This window comes from Nocardia sp. NPDC004068, from assembly GCF_042874315.1.
Taxonomy (GTDB): Bacteria; Actinomycetota; Actinomycetes; order Mycobacteriales; family Mycobacteriaceae; genus Nocardia.
Window position 1 is genome coordinate 146,421 of record NZ_JBIAMW010000011.1, and the last position, 14,511, is coordinate 160,931.

The 14,511-nt window shown below is 70.8% G+C and carries 20 protein-coding genes; 7 read left to right on the top strand and 13 right to left on the bottom strand.

Annotated features, from left to right (window positions below; all coding sequences use genetic code 11):
- Positions 1 to 62: 62 nt before the first annotated feature.
- Positions 63 to 1,238 (bottom strand): DUF3089 domain-containing protein, encoded by a 1,176-nt coding sequence (locus tag ACFYTQ_RS26680; protein ID WP_387366541.1) that lies wholly within the window; start codon positions 1,236 to 1,238, stop codon positions 63 to 65.
- Between the two features lie 80 nt (positions 1,239 to 1,318).
- Complete coding sequence (locus ACFYTQ_RS26685) at positions 1,319 to 1,897, bottom strand: QsdR family transcriptional regulator (protein WP_387366544.1); 579 nt, start codon at positions 1,895 to 1,897, stop codon at positions 1,319 to 1,321.
- 138 nt (positions 1,898 to 2,035) lie between these two features.
- Here ACFYTQ_RS26685 and ACFYTQ_RS26690 point away from each other — a divergent pair, with 138 nt between their 5' ends.
- Positions 2,036 to 3,004, top strand: coding sequence for an adenylate/guanylate cyclase domain-containing protein (locus ACFYTQ_RS26690; protein WP_387366547.1), 969 nt, complete (start codon positions 2,036 to 2,038; stop codon positions 3,002 to 3,004).
- A 12-nt stretch (positions 3,005 to 3,016) separates the two neighbouring features.
- On the opposite strand, the gene ACFYTQ_RS26695 is transcribed toward ACFYTQ_RS26690, so the two are convergent.
- Entirely contained in the window at positions 3,017 to 3,241 is a 225-nt protein-coding gene (locus ACFYTQ_RS26695) for a hypothetical protein (protein WP_387366550.1), read from the bottom strand.
- Positions 3,242 to 3,556: 315 nt separating this feature from the next.
- Between ACFYTQ_RS26695 and ACFYTQ_RS26700 the strand changes: the two genes are divergently transcribed.
- Positions 3,557 to 4,333: a methyltransferase domain-containing protein gene (locus tag ACFYTQ_RS26700; protein ID WP_387366553.1), complete on the top strand. Its 777-nt coding sequence runs from the start codon at positions 3,557 to 3,559 to the stop codon at positions 4,331 to 4,333.
- Here the strand turns inward: ACFYTQ_RS26700 and ACFYTQ_RS26705 are convergent.
- Positions 4,308 to 5,294, bottom strand: a complete 987-nt coding sequence (locus tag ACFYTQ_RS26705) for an ABC transporter substrate-binding protein (RefSeq protein WP_387366878.1) — start codon at positions 5,292 to 5,294, stop codon at positions 4,308 to 4,310. The genes ACFYTQ_RS26700 and ACFYTQ_RS26705 overlap by 26 nt on opposite strands.
- A gap of 149 nt (positions 5,295 to 5,443) precedes the next feature.
- On the bottom strand, positions 5,444 to 6,034 hold the full coding sequence (locus ACFYTQ_RS26710; protein WP_387366556.1) for a TetR/AcrR family transcriptional regulator: 591 nt from the start codon (positions 6,032 to 6,034) through the stop codon (positions 5,444 to 5,446).
- Between the two features lie 154 nt (positions 6,035 to 6,188).
- Here ACFYTQ_RS26710 and ACFYTQ_RS26715 point away from each other — a divergent pair, with 154 nt between their 5' ends.
- The 3 genes from ACFYTQ_RS26715 (at position 6,189) to ACFYTQ_RS26725 (ending at position 8,048) form a co-directional block, all read left to right on the top strand.
- Positions 6,189 to 6,674 carry a hypothetical protein gene (locus ACFYTQ_RS26715; RefSeq protein WP_387366881.1) on the top strand — a complete coding sequence of 162 codons (486 nt, stop codon included), beginning with the start codon at positions 6,189 to 6,191 and terminating at the stop codon, positions 6,672 to 6,674.
- Positions 6,675 to 6,677: 3 nt separating this feature from the next.
- A complete protein-coding gene (locus tag ACFYTQ_RS26720) occupies positions 6,678 to 7,685 on the top strand; it encodes a PucR family transcriptional regulator (protein WP_387366559.1) in 1,008 nt (335 codons plus the stop codon).
- An 81-nt stretch (positions 7,686 to 7,766) separates the two neighbouring features.
- Complete coding sequence (locus ACFYTQ_RS26725) at positions 7,767 to 8,048, top strand: hypothetical protein (RefSeq protein WP_387366562.1); 282 nt, start codon at positions 7,767 to 7,769, stop codon at positions 8,046 to 8,048.
- 10 nt (positions 8,049 to 8,058) lie between these two features.
- Here ACFYTQ_RS26725 and ACFYTQ_RS26730 read toward each other — a convergent pair whose 3' ends face one another.
- Positions 8,059 to 8,451 carry a hypothetical protein gene (locus ACFYTQ_RS26730; RefSeq protein WP_387366564.1) on the bottom strand — a complete coding sequence of 131 codons (393 nt, stop codon included), beginning with the start codon at positions 8,449 to 8,451 and terminating at the stop codon, positions 8,059 to 8,061.
- A gap of 187 nt (positions 8,452 to 8,638) precedes the next feature.
- The gene (locus ACFYTQ_RS26735; protein WP_387366567.1) at positions 8,639 to 9,127 is read right to left on the bottom strand and encodes a hypothetical protein; all 489 of its coding nucleotides are present in this window, start codon (positions 9,125 to 9,127) and stop codon (positions 8,639 to 8,641) included.
- 344 nt (positions 9,128 to 9,471) lie between these two features.
- Between ACFYTQ_RS26735 and ACFYTQ_RS26740 the strand changes: the two genes are divergently transcribed.
- Positions 9,472 to 9,930 (top strand): nuclear transport factor 2 family protein, encoded by a 459-nt coding sequence (locus tag ACFYTQ_RS26740; protein WP_387366570.1) that lies wholly within the window; start codon positions 9,472 to 9,474, stop codon positions 9,928 to 9,930.
- On the opposite strand, the gene ACFYTQ_RS26745 is transcribed toward ACFYTQ_RS26740, so the two are convergent.
- The 4 genes from ACFYTQ_RS26745 to ACFYTQ_RS26760 all read right to left on the bottom strand — a co-directional run bounded on the left by ACFYTQ_RS26745 (position 9,927) and on the right by ACFYTQ_RS26760 (position 12,377).
- Positions 9,927 to 10,103, bottom strand: coding sequence for a hypothetical protein (locus tag ACFYTQ_RS26745; protein ID WP_387366573.1), 177 nt, complete (start codon positions 10,101 to 10,103; stop codon positions 9,927 to 9,929). The two genes, ACFYTQ_RS26740 and ACFYTQ_RS26745, sit on opposite strands and share 4 nt — an antisense overlap.
- Before the next feature lie 64 nt (positions 10,104 to 10,167).
- Positions 10,168 to 10,596: a nitroreductase family deazaflavin-dependent oxidoreductase gene (locus ACFYTQ_RS26750; protein WP_387366576.1), complete on the bottom strand. Its 429-nt coding sequence runs from the start codon at positions 10,594 to 10,596 to the stop codon at positions 10,168 to 10,170.
- 28 nt (positions 10,597 to 10,624) lie between these two features.
- Positions 10,625 to 11,278 carry a TetR/AcrR family transcriptional regulator gene (locus ACFYTQ_RS26755; protein ID WP_387366579.1) on the bottom strand — a complete coding sequence of 218 codons (654 nt, stop codon included), beginning with the start codon at positions 11,276 to 11,278 and terminating at the stop codon, positions 10,625 to 10,627.
- A 181-nt stretch (positions 11,279 to 11,459) separates the two neighbouring features.
- Positions 11,460 to 12,377, bottom strand: a complete 918-nt coding sequence (locus ACFYTQ_RS26760) for an NAD-dependent epimerase/dehydratase family protein (protein WP_387366582.1) — start codon at positions 12,375 to 12,377, stop codon at positions 11,460 to 11,462.
- A 110-nt stretch (positions 12,378 to 12,487) separates the two neighbouring features.
- Here ACFYTQ_RS26760 and ACFYTQ_RS26765 point away from each other — a divergent pair, with 110 nt between their 5' ends.
- Positions 12,488 to 13,429: a GlxA family transcriptional regulator gene (locus tag ACFYTQ_RS26765; protein ID WP_387366585.1), complete on the top strand. Its 942-nt coding sequence runs from the start codon at positions 12,488 to 12,490 to the stop codon at positions 13,427 to 13,429.
- A gap of 9 nt (positions 13,430 to 13,438) precedes the next feature.
- On the opposite strand, the gene ACFYTQ_RS26770 is transcribed toward ACFYTQ_RS26765, so the two are convergent.
- Both ACFYTQ_RS26770 and ACFYTQ_RS26775 read right to left on the bottom strand, forming a co-directional pair.
- A complete protein-coding gene (locus ACFYTQ_RS26770) occupies positions 13,439 to 13,846 on the bottom strand; it encodes a DoxX family protein (protein ID WP_387366588.1) in 408 nt (135 codons plus the stop codon).
- 161 nt (positions 13,847 to 14,007) lie between these two features.
- Entirely contained in the window at positions 14,008 to 14,451 is a 444-nt protein-coding gene (locus tag ACFYTQ_RS26775) for a DUF4231 domain-containing protein (RefSeq protein ID WP_387366591.1), read from the bottom strand.
- Positions 14,452 to 14,511: the final 60 nt, after the last annotated feature.

Here is a 14,511-nt window from a genome sequence, read left to right on the forward strand (position 1 = left end):
GGCGGATCGAAGGGCCGCCATGGCGCATTTCCGCCCGGGCAGCCCCTATCGGTTGTGGCGTGTCACCGTCCGCGCTGCCAGGTTCGGATCTGCGCGGCGGCGATCCGTAGCAGCCGATCGTAGCCGTAGTTGATGTCGAGCAGATGCGATTCGAACAGCGGGAGTTCGTTGATCGCCGCCCCCGCGGGCGGATCGATCTTGTAGAAGCGGTACCCGAGATCGGATTCGTGACAGCGGCCGGCGGTGCGCGCGGCGGTGGACATCCAGGACGAGGCGGGCACGGTCGCGGGCGGGGTCATGGTGTAGTCGTTGAGGATCGCGATCGTGCCGGGGGCGAACGGCCGCGTCGGCACGGTGACCGGCTGCGGCGAGTAGTCGCCGCTGAGCATGCCCGGATCGGTGCAGGCGACCTCGTATCCGGGTCCGGTGGGCAGGCCCCACAGGTTCGACAGCTGGCCCGGCCGCGCCTGCGCGCTGCCGAACAGCGAGAGCAGCGGATCGCTCTGCGACAGGGAGTACGCGACGACGCATCCGGCCTCGCCGGGATCGGTGCACAGCGGGATAGAGGCGAAGTCGCCGCCCGTGACGCCGCCGCGCGCGGTGGTGACATTGCCGCCCATGAGGAACGCGCCCACCAGCCGTTCGCGCAGCGCGGGGTCGGGATCGATGTGTTCGCGAATCAGCTTGCGCGCGACCAGCGTTCCCTGCGAATGGCTGACGATGATCACCCCGCGCCCGTGGTTGTCGTGCGCCAGATAGTCCGCCCACGCCGCCTCGACGTCGCGGTAGCCGACGCTCAGCGCGTCGACCCCGGCCATGGCCGCCTGCAGCCCGACCAGGGTGGCCTGCCGGTACATCGGGGCGAACACCCGGCACAGACCCGAGAACCGCGCCGCCTGGTACTCGGCGATCGAGGCGACCTCGGGCAGCACGACCCGATCCTGCGTGAGCGCGACCTGTCCGGCGACGGTCGGATAGATGTAGAAGCAGTCCACCGGCTTGTCGTCCTCGGCCACCGGCGCGGGAGCGCTCACCCGGCCGGTGCCGAGATCGGTGGTGTCGCCGGGCAGATCGCAGGGGTCGGTCAGATCGGGTCGGCACAGCCAGACCGTCGCGTCCGGGTCCGCGTGCGCGGGGGCCGCGACCGGTCCGGCTCCCGCCCAGACCAGTGCGGCCAGGATCAGCAGCGCGGCCCGGTGGCCGGGTAGACGTCGAATCCGATTGGTGGACAGTCGCATCGCGGGCTCCTCCGGTGAGCGTGTGACTGCCGTCACCATAGATTACAAATTCAAGATTTGTAACTTATTCGGGAAATCGCTCAGTCGGCGGGTGCGAGCAGCACCTCGAGCAGGGGACGCAGCCGATCGATGTCGGCGCGCACACCCACGGCGGCGTCGTTGTAGAGGAAGCCCTCGACCAGCCGGACGACGGCGAAGGCCAACGTGGCCGAATCGCTCACGGGCCGAAGGCGTTCCGCCTCGACCTCCCGATCGATGAAGCGGGTCAGCAACGCCACCGCGCGCGGCTGCACATGTCCCGCGCTCGAGGTGAGCACCCGCAGCGCGACCAACCCCTCCTGCTCGAGGAACCGCCGCAGCGGCCGGGCCGCCGCCAGCGCGTGCACGAGCCGCATCACCGCGTCGGACGGCGTCGTGCCCTCGCCGGTCACGGTCCGCGCGAGTTCGCTCAACTCGTCCGCGACGACCTCCCCCACGAGCCCCTCCCGCGACCCGAACCACCGATAGATGCTGGGCCTGCTGACCCCGAGCCGCGCCGACAGCGCCGACAGTTCGATCCGCTCCCCGCCCCGATACATCCCCCGCGCCGCACCGAGCACCTCCGCCCGGCTGGCCCCACCCGGCCGCCCCCTCCCCCGCTGCTCCGCACCGACCCGCACGGCCCAACTCTAGGCCGCGGGGCCGAAGGGACCGGAGACCAACCCGCACGGCCCAACCCCAGGCCGCGGGGGCGAAGGGGCCGGAGCCCTCGGTGCCACGGGGGAGGCAGACGGCGGAAAATGTGCTCTACTGGCGCGGTGATCGAATCCGGGGAGCCGACCGCGACGGTCGACGCGGTGACCGAACAGTCGTTGCTCGGCGGGCCGCGCCGCTACACCCGCGACCAGGTCGCCGAGTTGTCCGGCGTTCCCGTCGAGCGGGCCCGGAAGCTGTGGGTGGCAATGGGTTTCGCGGCGGCGGCGAGCGACGACGAACCCGCCTTCACCGATGCCGACGTCGCGGCGGTGCGCGCGTTCGCCGCGATGGACCCGATCGCGGGGGCGAGCGAACGCAGCCAGATCGCCGCCGCGCGCACCCTCGGCCAGGCGATGGCGCGGCTGGCGGAATGGCAGGCGGATATGATCACCCGCGAACTGCGCGACGCCGATCCGGCCGCCACCACGCGTACCGTCGCCGTCCTCACCGAACTCCAGAACTACGCCTGGCGCCGCCATCTCGCCGCCGCCATCGCCCGCGCCTCCGACACCAACGGCGCCACCCGGTCCCTGCTCGTCGGCTTCGCCGATATGGTCGGCTACACCCGCCTGTCCCGCCACCTCGATCCCGACGAATTGGCCGAGCTGCTGGAGGCGTTCGAATCCGCCACCACCGAGGCGATCACCGCCCACGGCGGCTGGGTCATCAAGAACGTCGGCGACGAGGTCATGTTCGCCGCCGAGACCCCCGCCCAGGGCGCCCGCATCGCGTTGGCCCTGCACACCGCGACAGCCGAAGCCGCCCAACGCATCCCGGAAATGCCCCAGCTCCGCGTCGGCCTCGCCTACGGACCCGTCCTCACCCGCTTCGGCGACCTCTACGGCACGGTCGTCAATGTGGCCGCGCGCCTCACCGGCGTGGCCCGCCCCGGCACCGTTCTGCTCGACGACGGCGCGGCGGCGGCCCTGACCGACGACGAGCACTTCGCCCTGCGTCATCTGCGCGGGGTGCGGGTGAAGGGCTTCTCCCGCTTGCGGTCCCACGTGTTGCGGGAACGCAAGCGGAGGTAGCCCGGCCCGCGTTCAGTTCGTCGGCATCGATCCCATCGGGTGGGAGATCTGCGGCGCGGGGGTGATCACCGGGCCGAGGGGTGCGCTCGGCCCGGCCTCGCGCAGGATCACGAAACATCCGGCGGTCACGACGGTGAGGGCGGCCACCAGGAGCAGAATGCGCAGGACGGCGCCGCCGGGGCCCGCGCCCCCGGCGCGAGCGCCCGATTCCGTTGTGGGCCAGGAGCGCTCGGTCATCGGATGGATCTCCCTCGGTCGGGTGGCGGGCACGGTGCCCGGCGCGAGAATATGGCGGTCCGGCGCGAAACGCGCTACGGCGCAAGGGGTTTTGTTCCCGCTCATGGTCGGGGGCCGGGTTCGCGATGACGAGGCACAGTCGCGGGCGTCGTCCCGGAAAGCGGGATCGATGCTTGAGAATGTAATTCTCCATTTTTGCGAAAATGTTTCGGATTTGCGACGCCGCTGCGACGCCGACCCGACCGAGACCGCTGGTACCACCATCCGGCGGCGGCGGTTACGTTATGGGAGTGACCGAGAACGTTCCGCCCGCCGATGGGTGACAGCTCGCTGTACCTCGGCGTGGCCGAGGATTACGCGGCGACCCGGCCGCCGTATCCGCCGCGGGTGTACGACACGCTGGAAACCGCATGCGGCAAGGCGTTCGGCGAACTCGCCGTCATCGATGTCGGCGCGGGCACCGGAATCGCGTCAGCGGCGATGGCGGCGCGCGGGGCGAGGGTCCTCGCGGTCGAACCGAGCCCGGACATGGTGCGCCGGTTGCGAACCCACGGCCGCGGCGTCGTCGCGATCCGCGGCGACGGCAACCGGCTGCCCGTGGCGGACGATGTCGCCGACCTCGTCTGCTACGCCCAGTCGTGGCACTGGACCGACCCGCGCCGGTCGGTGCCGGAGGCGCTGCGCGTCCTGCGGCCGGGCGGCCTGCTGGCGCTGTGGTGGAACGTGCCCGACTTCGACGTCGCCTGGGTCGCACGACAACACGAGCGATTCCGCCGGAGGATCCCGCGCTATCACGGGTACGCGGGCAAGGACGCGACCGCCGCGCTCGGCGCGCCGCCGTTCGAGCTGACGCTCGAACAGCACACCGTCCGCTGGACCCGCGCGGTGTCGCTCGTCGAACACCTGCGGATGCTCCGCACCCTGTCCTTCGTCGACGCCCTCGAATCCTCCGATCGCGCAACGGTTCTCGACGCCGAGCGGGCCGCGCTGGCGGACGAGTTCCCGGACGGCGTCGTGACCGAGTCCTACCGCACCGAACTCACCCTCGCCCGGCCACCGGCCTCGGCTACGAGGGCTGGGCCAGGGCGTTGAACTTGTTGGTGTAGAACTTGCCCGGCTCGAGCGTGTCGTGGATGGCGCCCGTGTCGCGGAGCCAGCCCTCCCAGCGGGTGAAGTCCTGGTCGGAGATGACGCCGTACTTGGCGGGCACGCCGACCGACTGCCAGTACTTCAGGGTGGCGGTGCTCTCGCCGGAGCGATGGCGGCCCTCGATGATCTCGCTCATCTTGGCCACCACCTGATCGCGCGGGGTGTCGCGCTCCCACTCGATCGCGCGGGCGACGCCGGTGGTGAAGGTGCGCACCGCGTCGGAGTTCTTGGCGATGACGTCGTTGCGGAACACGTACGGGCCGCCGTTGATCGGGCCGCCGTACTCGCTGAGTTCGGTGAAGACCGGGCGCAGGCCGCCGATCGCGAGGGCGCGCTGCTGGAACTGCCCGCTCAGCGCCGCCGCGTCCACCTGCCCCTTGCGCACCGCGTCCTCGATATTGGGCGGGGGCAGCGGAACCAGCTGCACGGATTTGATCTGGTCCTGGCTCAGGCCCGCGCGCACGAGCGCGTCGTGGATATCGGCCTCGTTCTGGCCGCCCAGCGTGTTCACGCCGACCTTCTTGCCGACCAGATCGGCGACCGTGTGGATCGGGCTGGCCTCGGGCACGTAGTAGCCCTGGAACGACTTCTCGTCCGAGCCGTAGTAGTTGACCACGGCCGTGATCGGCGCGCCCGCGGCCGCCAGCTTCGCCACCGCGCCCGCGAACGCGCCGCCGTAATCGACCTGACCGGTGGCGGCGGCCTGGATCTCCTGCGGGCCGCTGGTGGTGTTGCCGACCCAGTTCAATTTCACCTTGCCGTCGAAGAAGCCGAGGCTCTCGGCCAGTTCGGGCAGCGTCACCTGATCGGTCCAGCCCAGGTAGCGCAGGGTGGTGACGCCGTTCTCCGCCCGCACCGAATCGCCCTTCCCGCACGCGGTCAGCGGCAGCCCCAGGGCCGCCACCGCGGTCAAGGCGGCGATGCTCCGCAGGCGGAGAACACGAAAACGCTTCGGGTGCACGACAAGTCCTCTCGATATCCGGAGGCTCATGCTAGGGCGCGGGAAATCCGAAACCCGCCCTTGCGCTCAGCGTGAACGAAACCGCGCACACCTCACGTCGGCGAAAGGCCCGTGAAGGTCGCGGACAGCGCGGTGAGCCGCTCGGTCAGCACCCGCGGATCCGGTTCGCCGTCGGCGGCCAGCAGCCAATCGTCGATCACCGCCATCGTGCCGCCGACGACGAAGGTGGCGGCCGCGGCCCGCGTGGCCGGCGACAGCGCCTCCAGCACCGGCAGGCTCGCGCGGCGGTGCAGCGCGGCGAAGGAGCGACCCGCGGCGATCCGCAAGGCGAACGCGCCCGAACCGGTCACCAGCGGCCGGTAGAACCGGTGATGATGCGCCAGAAACGTTGCGGCGGAGAGGATTCGGCTGCGCAGCGTCGCCTCGGTCAGATCCGAGAACAGCGGGTACAGCTCCCGCTCGGTCAGATCCATGGCCGCCGCCGCGAGCAGCGCGTCCCGGTCGCCGAACTGGAGATACACCACCTGACGGCTGACCCCGGCCGCGTCGGCCAGATCGGTCACCGCGATCGAGGTCGTGCCGCGTTCGGACACCAGCCGCACCACGGCCTCGAACAGCGCGGCCCGGGTGCGCTGGACCCGGCGATCGCCGCTCGTGACGGCCTGAGAAGAGGTTTGCGGCATGTTCTCACCGTAGACAGGTGTAAGAAAATTGACAAGTGTAAAAACGAGTATTAGATTCTCGCGCAAACCGAACGGAGTTCACATGCCCGACTTCGTAAGGCGCGATCCGGGGAGAACCGATCTGCGCTGTCTCACCGATGAGCGGTCCCAGCCGGTGCGGTACCGGCTCGATGTCGTCGCCGCGACCGTGGCCGACGCGGTCGAACACGCCGGGGGCTGGCTGTTCGATCGGGTCATGAGCGGCTGGGAGGTCACCGTCCTGGTCGTGGAACCCGGCGACGTCCGGCCGCTGGAGATCCTCGGCGTGCGGATGCTGGCCCTCGAACCCGTGCTCGCCGCGGCCGGGGACGGGCGCGCCCCGCAGGCCGTCGCGGTCGCCGGTGAGGTGTGCGAACGCGATCCGCGGGCCCGCCGCGGACTGGTCAGCGCCCTGTCGCATCCGGCCACCGAGGTGGTGATGTGGGGCGCCGGGACCCCGGCGGGCCTGAACGTGGTGCGGCACAAGCTGAGTGTGGCGGCGCGGGCGTTCAAGGGTTGCGCCCTGGCCGCGGCCTCGAAGTCGTTGTCCGCCAACGATATCGGCGCCACGGAGACGTTCGTGCGCTCCCCCGGGCCGTGTCGGGATCTCACCCCGAGGTGAGCGGTGGCCGACCCCGTGCTGCGTGCCTGCCGCGATCTCGCCGACGCGATCCTGGGTGGTTGTCCGCTGCGCGAGATGTCGCGCTACGTCGAGGCGATCGCGACCGGATGGGCGCGGGCGGGCATTCCGCTGGAGTGGATCCACCGGCAACTATGGGAGAGCGTGAAACACGCCGCGCGCGGCCGCGACGACCTCGCGACGCTCATGGATACGGTCACCACCGTGCTGGCCGCGGTGTCGACGACCTATCTGGGTGAGCTGCGCGGCCGTCATCGCGCGCGGGAACGCCTGATGTCGGCGCTGCTCACCGGCGCGGACACCACGGTGCTGGCCCGGGAATGCGGGCTGGCGGTCGCCGAGACGTATTCCGTTCTGGCCGTGGCCTTTCCCGTACTCGACCCGCACACCGATCCGGCGAACGCCATCGCCCGCCTCGGCGCGGAACTGGCCCACCGGTTCGAGTCCACCGCCCTGGCCCGGCTGTCGGGTGAGGGCGGCACCATTCTGGTTCCGGCGCCCCGCGAGGACGCCGCGCTGGATCAGCTCGTCGGCCAGCTGGCCGACACCGCGGGGTTCCCGCTGACCGCCGCGACCACGACCGCCCCGCCCGCCGAACTCCCCGAGGCCGCGGGCCGCGCGCACGAATTACTGGACGTGGCGGTGCTTTTCGGCCGCGAGGGCGCGCTGCACCGGCTCGGCGATCTGGCCGCGGAATACCAGCTGACCCGACCCGGTCCGGCCCGCGACCAATTGGCCGCCGTCCTCGATCCGCTCGACCGGTCCCCGCACCTGATCACCACCCTGCGCCTGCATCTGCGCGGCACCCTCGGCCGCCGCGCCATCGCCCGCCACCTCAACGTGCACGCGAACACGGTCGAATACCGCCTCAAGCGGATCGCCGTGCTCACCGGTCTGGACCCGCTCAGCCCGGCAGGGCAGTGGCGACTGCGCTGCGCGCTCGTCGCCCGCCGCTGCTCCCCCGCCGACTCGGCGGAGCCGGCCCTACCCTGACGCGTCGTCCGGGGAGAACGGCCGCCGTACCGGTGACCGATGGCCCTTCCGGCCCGGTCGCGGGCGTCCTACCGTTTTCCCATGCACCCCGCGAACAGCGACCTCACGGTCCCCACCGACGCCCTGCCGTTCGCGGAACTCGGCGACCGGCTGGCCCGTCATCTCTTCGACGCCGGGCTGCGCCTGGATTCGCTGCACACGGTGTTCGACCGGCAGACCGCGAGCGCGGCGGAACTACGTCACGCCAGCGCCGCGGTCGGCGAGGTTCTCGACCGGCTGGACGCCGTCCTGCGCGAAACCGCCCTCACCGTCTTGGCTTTCGCCGCCGCCGACCTCGCCCACGATCGCGAGCCGACGCATTGATCGGGTCGGGTCAGGGCAGGCCCGGCCACAGGCTCGCGCAGGGCAGTGGCGGAAGGTCGGGATGGAGGTCGTGGTCGATGATGACGGCGGCGTCGGGGTGGGCCTTCATCCGGCGGGCGAATTCCTCGGCGGTAGCGAGTGGACATTGATAATCGAGCCGAATTCCGACCGAGGTGAAGAGAATTCGGACATGCCGTTGGGAGGTGTTGAGAACGTAGCGGCCCGTTTCGACCAGCAGTTCGAGGGCGGCCTCGCGCTGGCGGCATTCCGATCCGGCACAGGCCAGGTGACGTTGCATGACGTGATGGGCGAGGTCGACCGTCAACGGTCCGGGGTGGATGTCGCAGTCGCCCACGCGAACAGACGACAACTGCGTCGTTTGCCGGAGAATCTGCTCGACCATGACTTCCTCGGGGCCGACGAATCGGCCGTTTCGCATTCCATCCGCCCGGTGTGCCGGGCGAGATTACGCGAAAGGCTACGCCCCGGCGAATTGTCCGTCCAGACAGGGGTCCATCCCGGCCGCACAGTCTGTGAGAATTCACATGCGCGACCGGGTTCGGTCACCGACCGGGTCCAGTCGAATTCGTTCAGTCCCGCATTTTGTGACTCATTTCACTTTCCGCCGCGCGTCGGTCGCTCCTCAAATTCCACAGTCGCAGCTTCTCCGGATTCCGCACCGCCCAGATTCGGGTGATGCGTCCGTCGGTGATGTCGAAGGCGTATACCGAGACGATGTCCGTGCCGAGCCGCGCGACCAGCCCGGGTTGTCCGTTGACCGTCCGCTCGAGCAACGTGACCGCGGGCCCGCGCGTGGCGATCTCGATCCAGTGCCGCGCGATCTCCGCGCCCCCGCTGATCGGGCGCGGGAAGGCCGGGGCCAGGCCACCGCTGTCGGCCGTCGCGATCGCGCGCGGATCGAGCAGGCCGATCAGCGCCTCGATGTCCTGTCTCTCCCACGCCTTCTTGAAGTCGCGAACCACATCCGCGCGCGGGGTCCCCGACGGGCCGGGCACGGTACGGATCCGCCGCCGCGCCGAGGAGGCGAGCTGGCGGCAGGCCGCCGGGGTGCGCCCCACGATGTCGGCGACCTCGGTGAAGGGACGTCGTGCAGCACGAACGCCACCCGCTCGGCCGGCGTCATGGCATCGAGCACGACCAGGAACGCCATGCCGACCGACTCGTCGAGGGTCACCCGGTCGGCGGGATCGGCGGGCACCGGACCGCCGAGCCATTCGGAGCGATCCGGCACCGGCTCCGGAATCCATTCGCCCACATACCGTTCCCGGCGCGCCCGCGCCGAGCCGAGCAGATCGAGGCACACGCGACCGGCGACCGTGGTGAGCCACGCCCCGGGCGGGCGCGACGACGCCGACTACGACCCTCGCCCCGCTGCGCGCGACCGACCCGGAAGGAGCCGAGCGTGAACGACTTTCGATCGCTCGCTGATCGCGTCGAGATCGACGCCCTGCGCGCTGCGTTTCCCGACGCGGTCATGATGCGCGATTTCGCCCGGCTGGCAACGCTTTTCACCGATGACGGGGTGCTGTGTATTCCGGACGCGAACATCGAACTGTCGGGCCGGGCCGAGTTCGAGCCCGGAATGCGGCGGATGCAGGACGCCTGGGACTACTTCGTCCAGCACAGCCATCCGGGCCCGATCGACCTCGACGGGGACACCGCCACCGGCCGCGCCCACATCTGTGAGTTCGGCCGATTGCGCACGGGCGCTTGCCATCTCAACTACGCGATCTACCACGACCGCTACCGGCGCACGGCGGCGGGTTGGAGGTTCAGCGAGCGGAGGTACGAGATTCGGTATCTGGACAATTCTCCTCTACCGGGCGGCCCGCTCGCGGAGGTCGGGTTCGACGCACGCTAGCCCACCAGGCCCAGCGGGACGATCACGGCCATGCTCAGGCCGAGCACGGCGATGACGGCGGGGCCGACCCATTCGACCAGCCCGGCTACCAGGCCGACGAGGTTCGAGTCCGGCGCGCAGGCTGTGCCGGTTGTGCGCGCCGGGGTGGCGTGGTGCTTCCCTTTCACAGTCATAGCCCTGGCACTACCCACCCGCTCCCCGGTCATGCGGCGAGCGGGTGGCAAACCTTGGCCGAACTCAGCGGCGGTGCAGCGCCAGTACGGGAATGGTGCGGATGCCCGCGGTCTTCTGCTCGTACTCCGCGAAGTTGGGGTAGCGCCGGGCCTGCTCGGCGTAGACGGCGTCGCGCCGGTCGCCGGTGATCTCCTCGACGGTCACCGCGAACTTCTCGGTGCCCACCTCGGCCTCGGCGGTCCCCGCCGCCGTCAGGTTGTGGTACCACGCCGGATCCTTCGGCGCGCCCGCCGCGGAGGCGAAGATGTAGAAAGTGTTCGGGTCGCCCTCGGCGGGCTGATACATCAAGGGCGTCACCAACTCTCGCCCGCTCTTGCGGCCGCGGTGATGGACGAGGACCATCGGCGCGCCCTCGAACGGGCCGCCGACCTTCCCGCCGTTCGCCCGGAACTCGGCGATGATCTTGCTGTTCCAATCCTCGGATGTGCTCATGGCTGAATTCTGTCAGCCCCGGTGATCTTCATCCGGAACCGAATCGCGCCGAATCCGCTCGCCGGGCCGCGGTCTCCGCCGCCGCCCAGGCGTCGACCATCCGCCCGGTCATGGCGATGGCCTCCTCGCGTTCGCGTTCGCCGACCTCGAGGGCGGCGGCGCGCAGGGCGGCGGCGAAGCCGGTGTTGATCAGCACGGTGGTCATCACGTCGTATTCGTGATCGTCGCCGGGACCGAGGATCTGGATGACCAGCAGTTTGGTCAGCAGGCGGACGCGGCGTTCGAGTTCGGGAATGCCGCTGCTGTAGAACGGTATTCCCGCGGCGAAGGCGCGCACGAGCCGCGCGTTGGCGACCAGTTCGTCGCTGGCCGCGCGCAGCATGTTCGTCATCACCTCCGCCACGGGCCTGCTGGACATGCCGAAGACCTGTTGGGTGACGCGTTCCTCGATGCTCGCGGTGAGGCGGTCGAGGACCTCGTCGGCGATGACCGAGCGGTCCGGGAAGTAGCGATAGACGGTGCCGACGCTGACCTCGGCCGCCGCGGCGATCCGGTTCATCGAGGTGTCGGCGAGGCCGCGCTCGCCGAACAGTTCCGCGGCGACGTCGAGGATGCGCTCGCGCGTCGCCCTGGCCCGCAGCTGGCTCGGCTGCCGACGCTCGCTCATACCCTTCGCGGCCATCGTCCTCCTGCCCGCGCTCGTTCCCGGCCATACCGACGACACCCCTCGGCTCTCACGGTATCGGGCCGCGGCGCGAACGACCCGAGATAGCGCGAACCGTGTGCCGGACGACAACCCGCGGCGCACCCGCCTGTGGCGGCTCACGACGGAAACGCCTGTGCCGCACCGCCTCCCGCCGTTCTCAGGCCGTACCGTAGCGGGCGGTGTCGGCGAGCACCGTCTCGAAGGGGGTCGGGGTCAGCCCGAACGTCCGTCGCGTCAGCGCCGAGTCGAGGATGTCGGGATGGTCGAGGGAGTAGAGCATCTCGATCAGCTCCGCGGTGACCGGATCGCCCGCGCCCGCCCAGGCCAATTCGGTCCGGGTCATCGGAATCACCCGCGGCTCCGCCACATCCACGGCCTTCGCCAGCCCGGCCACGACCTCGCGCAGCGACAGGATCGCCGACGGCACGTGCCAGGCCCGGCCCCAGGATCGCTCGTCCCGGGCGACGGTCGCCAGCGTCCGCGCGACATCGTCGACGTACGACCAGCTCTTGGGCACGTCCGGATCGCCCGGGAAGGTGACGTCCTCGCCCGCGCGCACCCTCGGGGTGACCAGGAAGTTGAACACCGACCCGGCGTCGCGGCCCAGGAACGACGCCGCCCGCACCTCGGTCACCCGGACCCGCCCGGCCTCGTGCGCGGCCAGCGCGTCGAGCCAGATGCGTGCCCGCACAGCGCCTTTCACCGCGATCGGGCGCATGGGCAGATCCTCGGTCATCGGACCGTCGACCAGGCCGTACCCGTAGGTGTTGCCGAGCGAGACGTAGTTCGCGCCGGTGCGCTCGGCCGCGGCCAGCACGCTCGCGGCGAGCGGCGGGAATTCGGCGGGCCACCGGTCGTACGGGGGCCAGGTGGTGTTGATCAGGGTGGCGGCGCCCTCGGTCAGTTCGGTGAGCCGATCCGCGTCGGTGGTGTCGCCGACGACCCGTTCGATCGCGGGATGGTCGGGTCCCAGCCCGCGCCGGCTCACCAGCCGCACCCGCTCCCCGGACTCGGCCAGTAGCAGGGCCGTACGGCTACCCGTGCTCCCGGCACCGGCGACGACGTGCAAAGACATCTCGTTCCTCCTCGGCTCGGACCGCCCGCGCGGCGGCCCGGATCCCACTGTGCCGGGGGCCGGCGGGCTAGAGTAGTGGCCGGAATGCCAGATGTCCCAAGGATCGAGCCATGCATCGGATCGCTGTTCTCGCCATGCCGCCGGTGACCCCCTTCGACCTGTCGATACCCGAGACGGTCTTTCCCGCGGTACTGATCGACGGGGAGCCGGTGTACGAGGTGACGGTCTGCACCGCCGATCCCGGTCTCGTACCCGGGTTTTCGGGCCGCCCGGTCTTCGTCGAGGAGGGGTTGGACCGGGTCGCGACGGCCGACACCGTCATCGTCACCGGGACCGGCGCGCGGGCGGCGGGCGACGCGCGGGTCCTCGACGCGCTGCGCGCGGCGGCCGCCGCGGGCAAGCGCATCGCCTCGATCTGCACGGGCGCGTTCGTGCTCGCCCAGGCGGGGCTGCTCGACGGCCGTCCGGCCACCACCTACTGGCTGTACTCGGAGGAGTTGCGGAGACGTTTCCCCGCGGTGGAACTGCGGCCGGACGTGCTGTTCGTCGACGACGGCGATCGGCTCACCTCGGCCGGGCTGGCCGCGGGTCTGGATCTGTGCGTGCACATCGTGCGCCGCGATCACGGCGCGGCGGCCGCCAATGCCGTGGCCCGGCTCGCGGTGGTCGCGCCGATTCGGCCCGGCGGCCAGGCGCAGTTCATCGAGACACCGGTCCCGCCGGAGACCGGGACGTCGTTGGCCGAGACCCGGGCATGGGCGCTGGCGCGGCTCGACGAACCGCTCACGCTGCGCGAGTTGGCGGCGCACGCGCACGTCAGCACGCGCACCCTCACCCGTCGTTTCCGTACCGAAACCGGATCCAGCCCGTTGCAGTGGCTGCTCCAGCAGCGGATCGATCGCGCGCGAGAACTGTTGGAGGTCACCGGCCTTCCGGTTCCCGAGGTGGCCCGGCGGTCGGGGCTGGGCACGGCCGAATCGCTGCGCCAGCACCTGGTCCGCCGCCACGGCCTGACCCCCAGCGCCTACCGCACCGCCTTCAGCCGCCGCTGATCGAAAGCCTCAGTGCCGCTTCCCGTCCTCGGCCACGACGAACAACAGCCCGCCCAGCATGGCCAGATTCTTGTGGAACTGCACCCGCTGGTTCTTCCGCGCCCCCGGCTCGTCCACATTCCAGAAGTCGTGTCCCGCAACGGTTGTCGGAATCAGCGACAGCGCCAGCACCGCCGCCGCGGGCCGCGTCAGCACCCCCGCCGCCAGCATCGCCCCGCCCACGGCCTGCGCCACCCCGTTGCCCCGCACGATCACCTCGTCGTCCCGCGGCAACGGCACCACCCCCCGCAACGCCGCCAACGTCCCCGCCGCCACCTCCACCCGTCCGCCCGGCTCCCGAGCGGCATCCCACCCGAGCACCGCGAACGTGGAACCGATCAGTAGCCGTGCCAGCGGCCGCAATGGATTGACGCTCACGAATCCTCCTTCGACACCGGTTGATTGGTAGCGACCCTAGTCCGATCGCACCCCAGGTCGTGGGACCGCGGGCCGAGCGTCCGCGATTCGAGTACTCGCCTACGCACGACCCCGTTGCGCGCCAACACCTTCGGCGCCCCTCGAAACCGGGCGGCCCCCGCTCACCCGGACGACTTCTCCGACCCGGATCGGCGCCGGGACACCCAGCCCGTGTTCTCCTCGGCCGTGATCGCCTCGACCCGTTCGGCGAGCACCTTGTGCCGGTCCGCGACACCGTACGCCCCGGCCTCGGCGAGATACAGAAATCCCTCGCGCCGCAGGCTTTCCGCCACGGCCCGGTACGACAGCCACGTCGCCTGCCACTGGAACAACTGCTGTATCCCCTCCGCCACCACGACCACCGCCGCCACCGACGCGGTCAGCCACCCCGCCGCGCCGACCCCCGCGAGCACCGGCACGATCGCGCCCACCACGATCTGCGCGACCTTCACCTGCTTGTACGTCCGCTGCGCCACCCGGCTACGCGCGCTGTACCAGCGCCGCTGCTCCTCCAGCCGCCGCCATACGATCGCGGCCGGATCCTCGCCCCGCCCAACGTCTTCCACCCGCCACTCATAGCACGAAACGGCGCGGCGCGACGGTCTTCCGGTCGAGCGGACATCGGC

What these genes read in the sequence shown, in the direction of transcription:
- ACFYTQ_RS26760 (WP_387366582.1), bottom strand. Translation starts at nt 12,377, where the DNA reads ATGTCTTTGCACGTCGTCGCCGGTGCCGGGAGCACGGGTAGCCGTACG.
- ACFYTQ_RS26710 (WP_387366556.1), bottom strand. Translation starts at nt 6,034, where the DNA reads ATGCCGCAAACCTCTTCTCAGGCCGTCACGAGCGGCGATCGCCGGGTC.
- ACFYTQ_RS26695 (WP_387366550.1), bottom strand. Translation starts at nt 3,241, where the DNA reads ATGACCGAGCGCTCCTGGCCCACAACGGAATCGGGCGCTCGCGCCGGG.
- ACFYTQ_RS26745 (WP_387366573.1), bottom strand. Translation starts at nt 10,103, where the DNA reads ATGACTGTGAAAGGGAAGCACCACGCCACCCCGGCGCGCACAACCGGC.
- ACFYTQ_RS26750 (WP_387366576.1), bottom strand. Translation starts at nt 10,596, where the DNA reads ATGAGCACATCCGAGGATTGGAACAGCAAGATCATCGCCGAGTTCCGG.
- ACFYTQ_RS26765 (WP_387366585.1), top strand. Translation starts at nt 12,488, where the DNA reads ATGCATCGGATCGCTGTTCTCGCCATGCCGCCGGTGACCCCCTTCGAC.
- ACFYTQ_RS26680 (WP_387366541.1), bottom strand. Translation starts at nt 1,238, where the DNA reads ATGCGACTGTCCACCAATCGGATTCGACGTCTACCCGGCCACCGGGCC.
- ACFYTQ_RS26725 (WP_387366562.1), top strand. Translation starts at nt 7,767, where the DNA reads ATGCACCCCGCGAACAGCGACCTCACGGTCCCCACCGACGCCCTGCCG.
- ACFYTQ_RS26755 (WP_387366579.1), bottom strand. Translation starts at nt 11,278, where the DNA reads ATGGCCGCGAAGGGTATGAGCGAGCGTCGGCAGCCGAGCCAGCTGCGG.
- ACFYTQ_RS26700 (WP_387366553.1), top strand. Translation starts at nt 3,557, where the DNA reads ATGGGTGACAGCTCGCTGTACCTCGGCGTGGCCGAGGATTACGCGGCG.
- ACFYTQ_RS26730 (WP_387366564.1), bottom strand. Translation starts at nt 8,451, where the DNA reads ATGGTCGAGCAGATTCTCCGGCAAACGACGCAGTTGTCGTCTGTTCGC.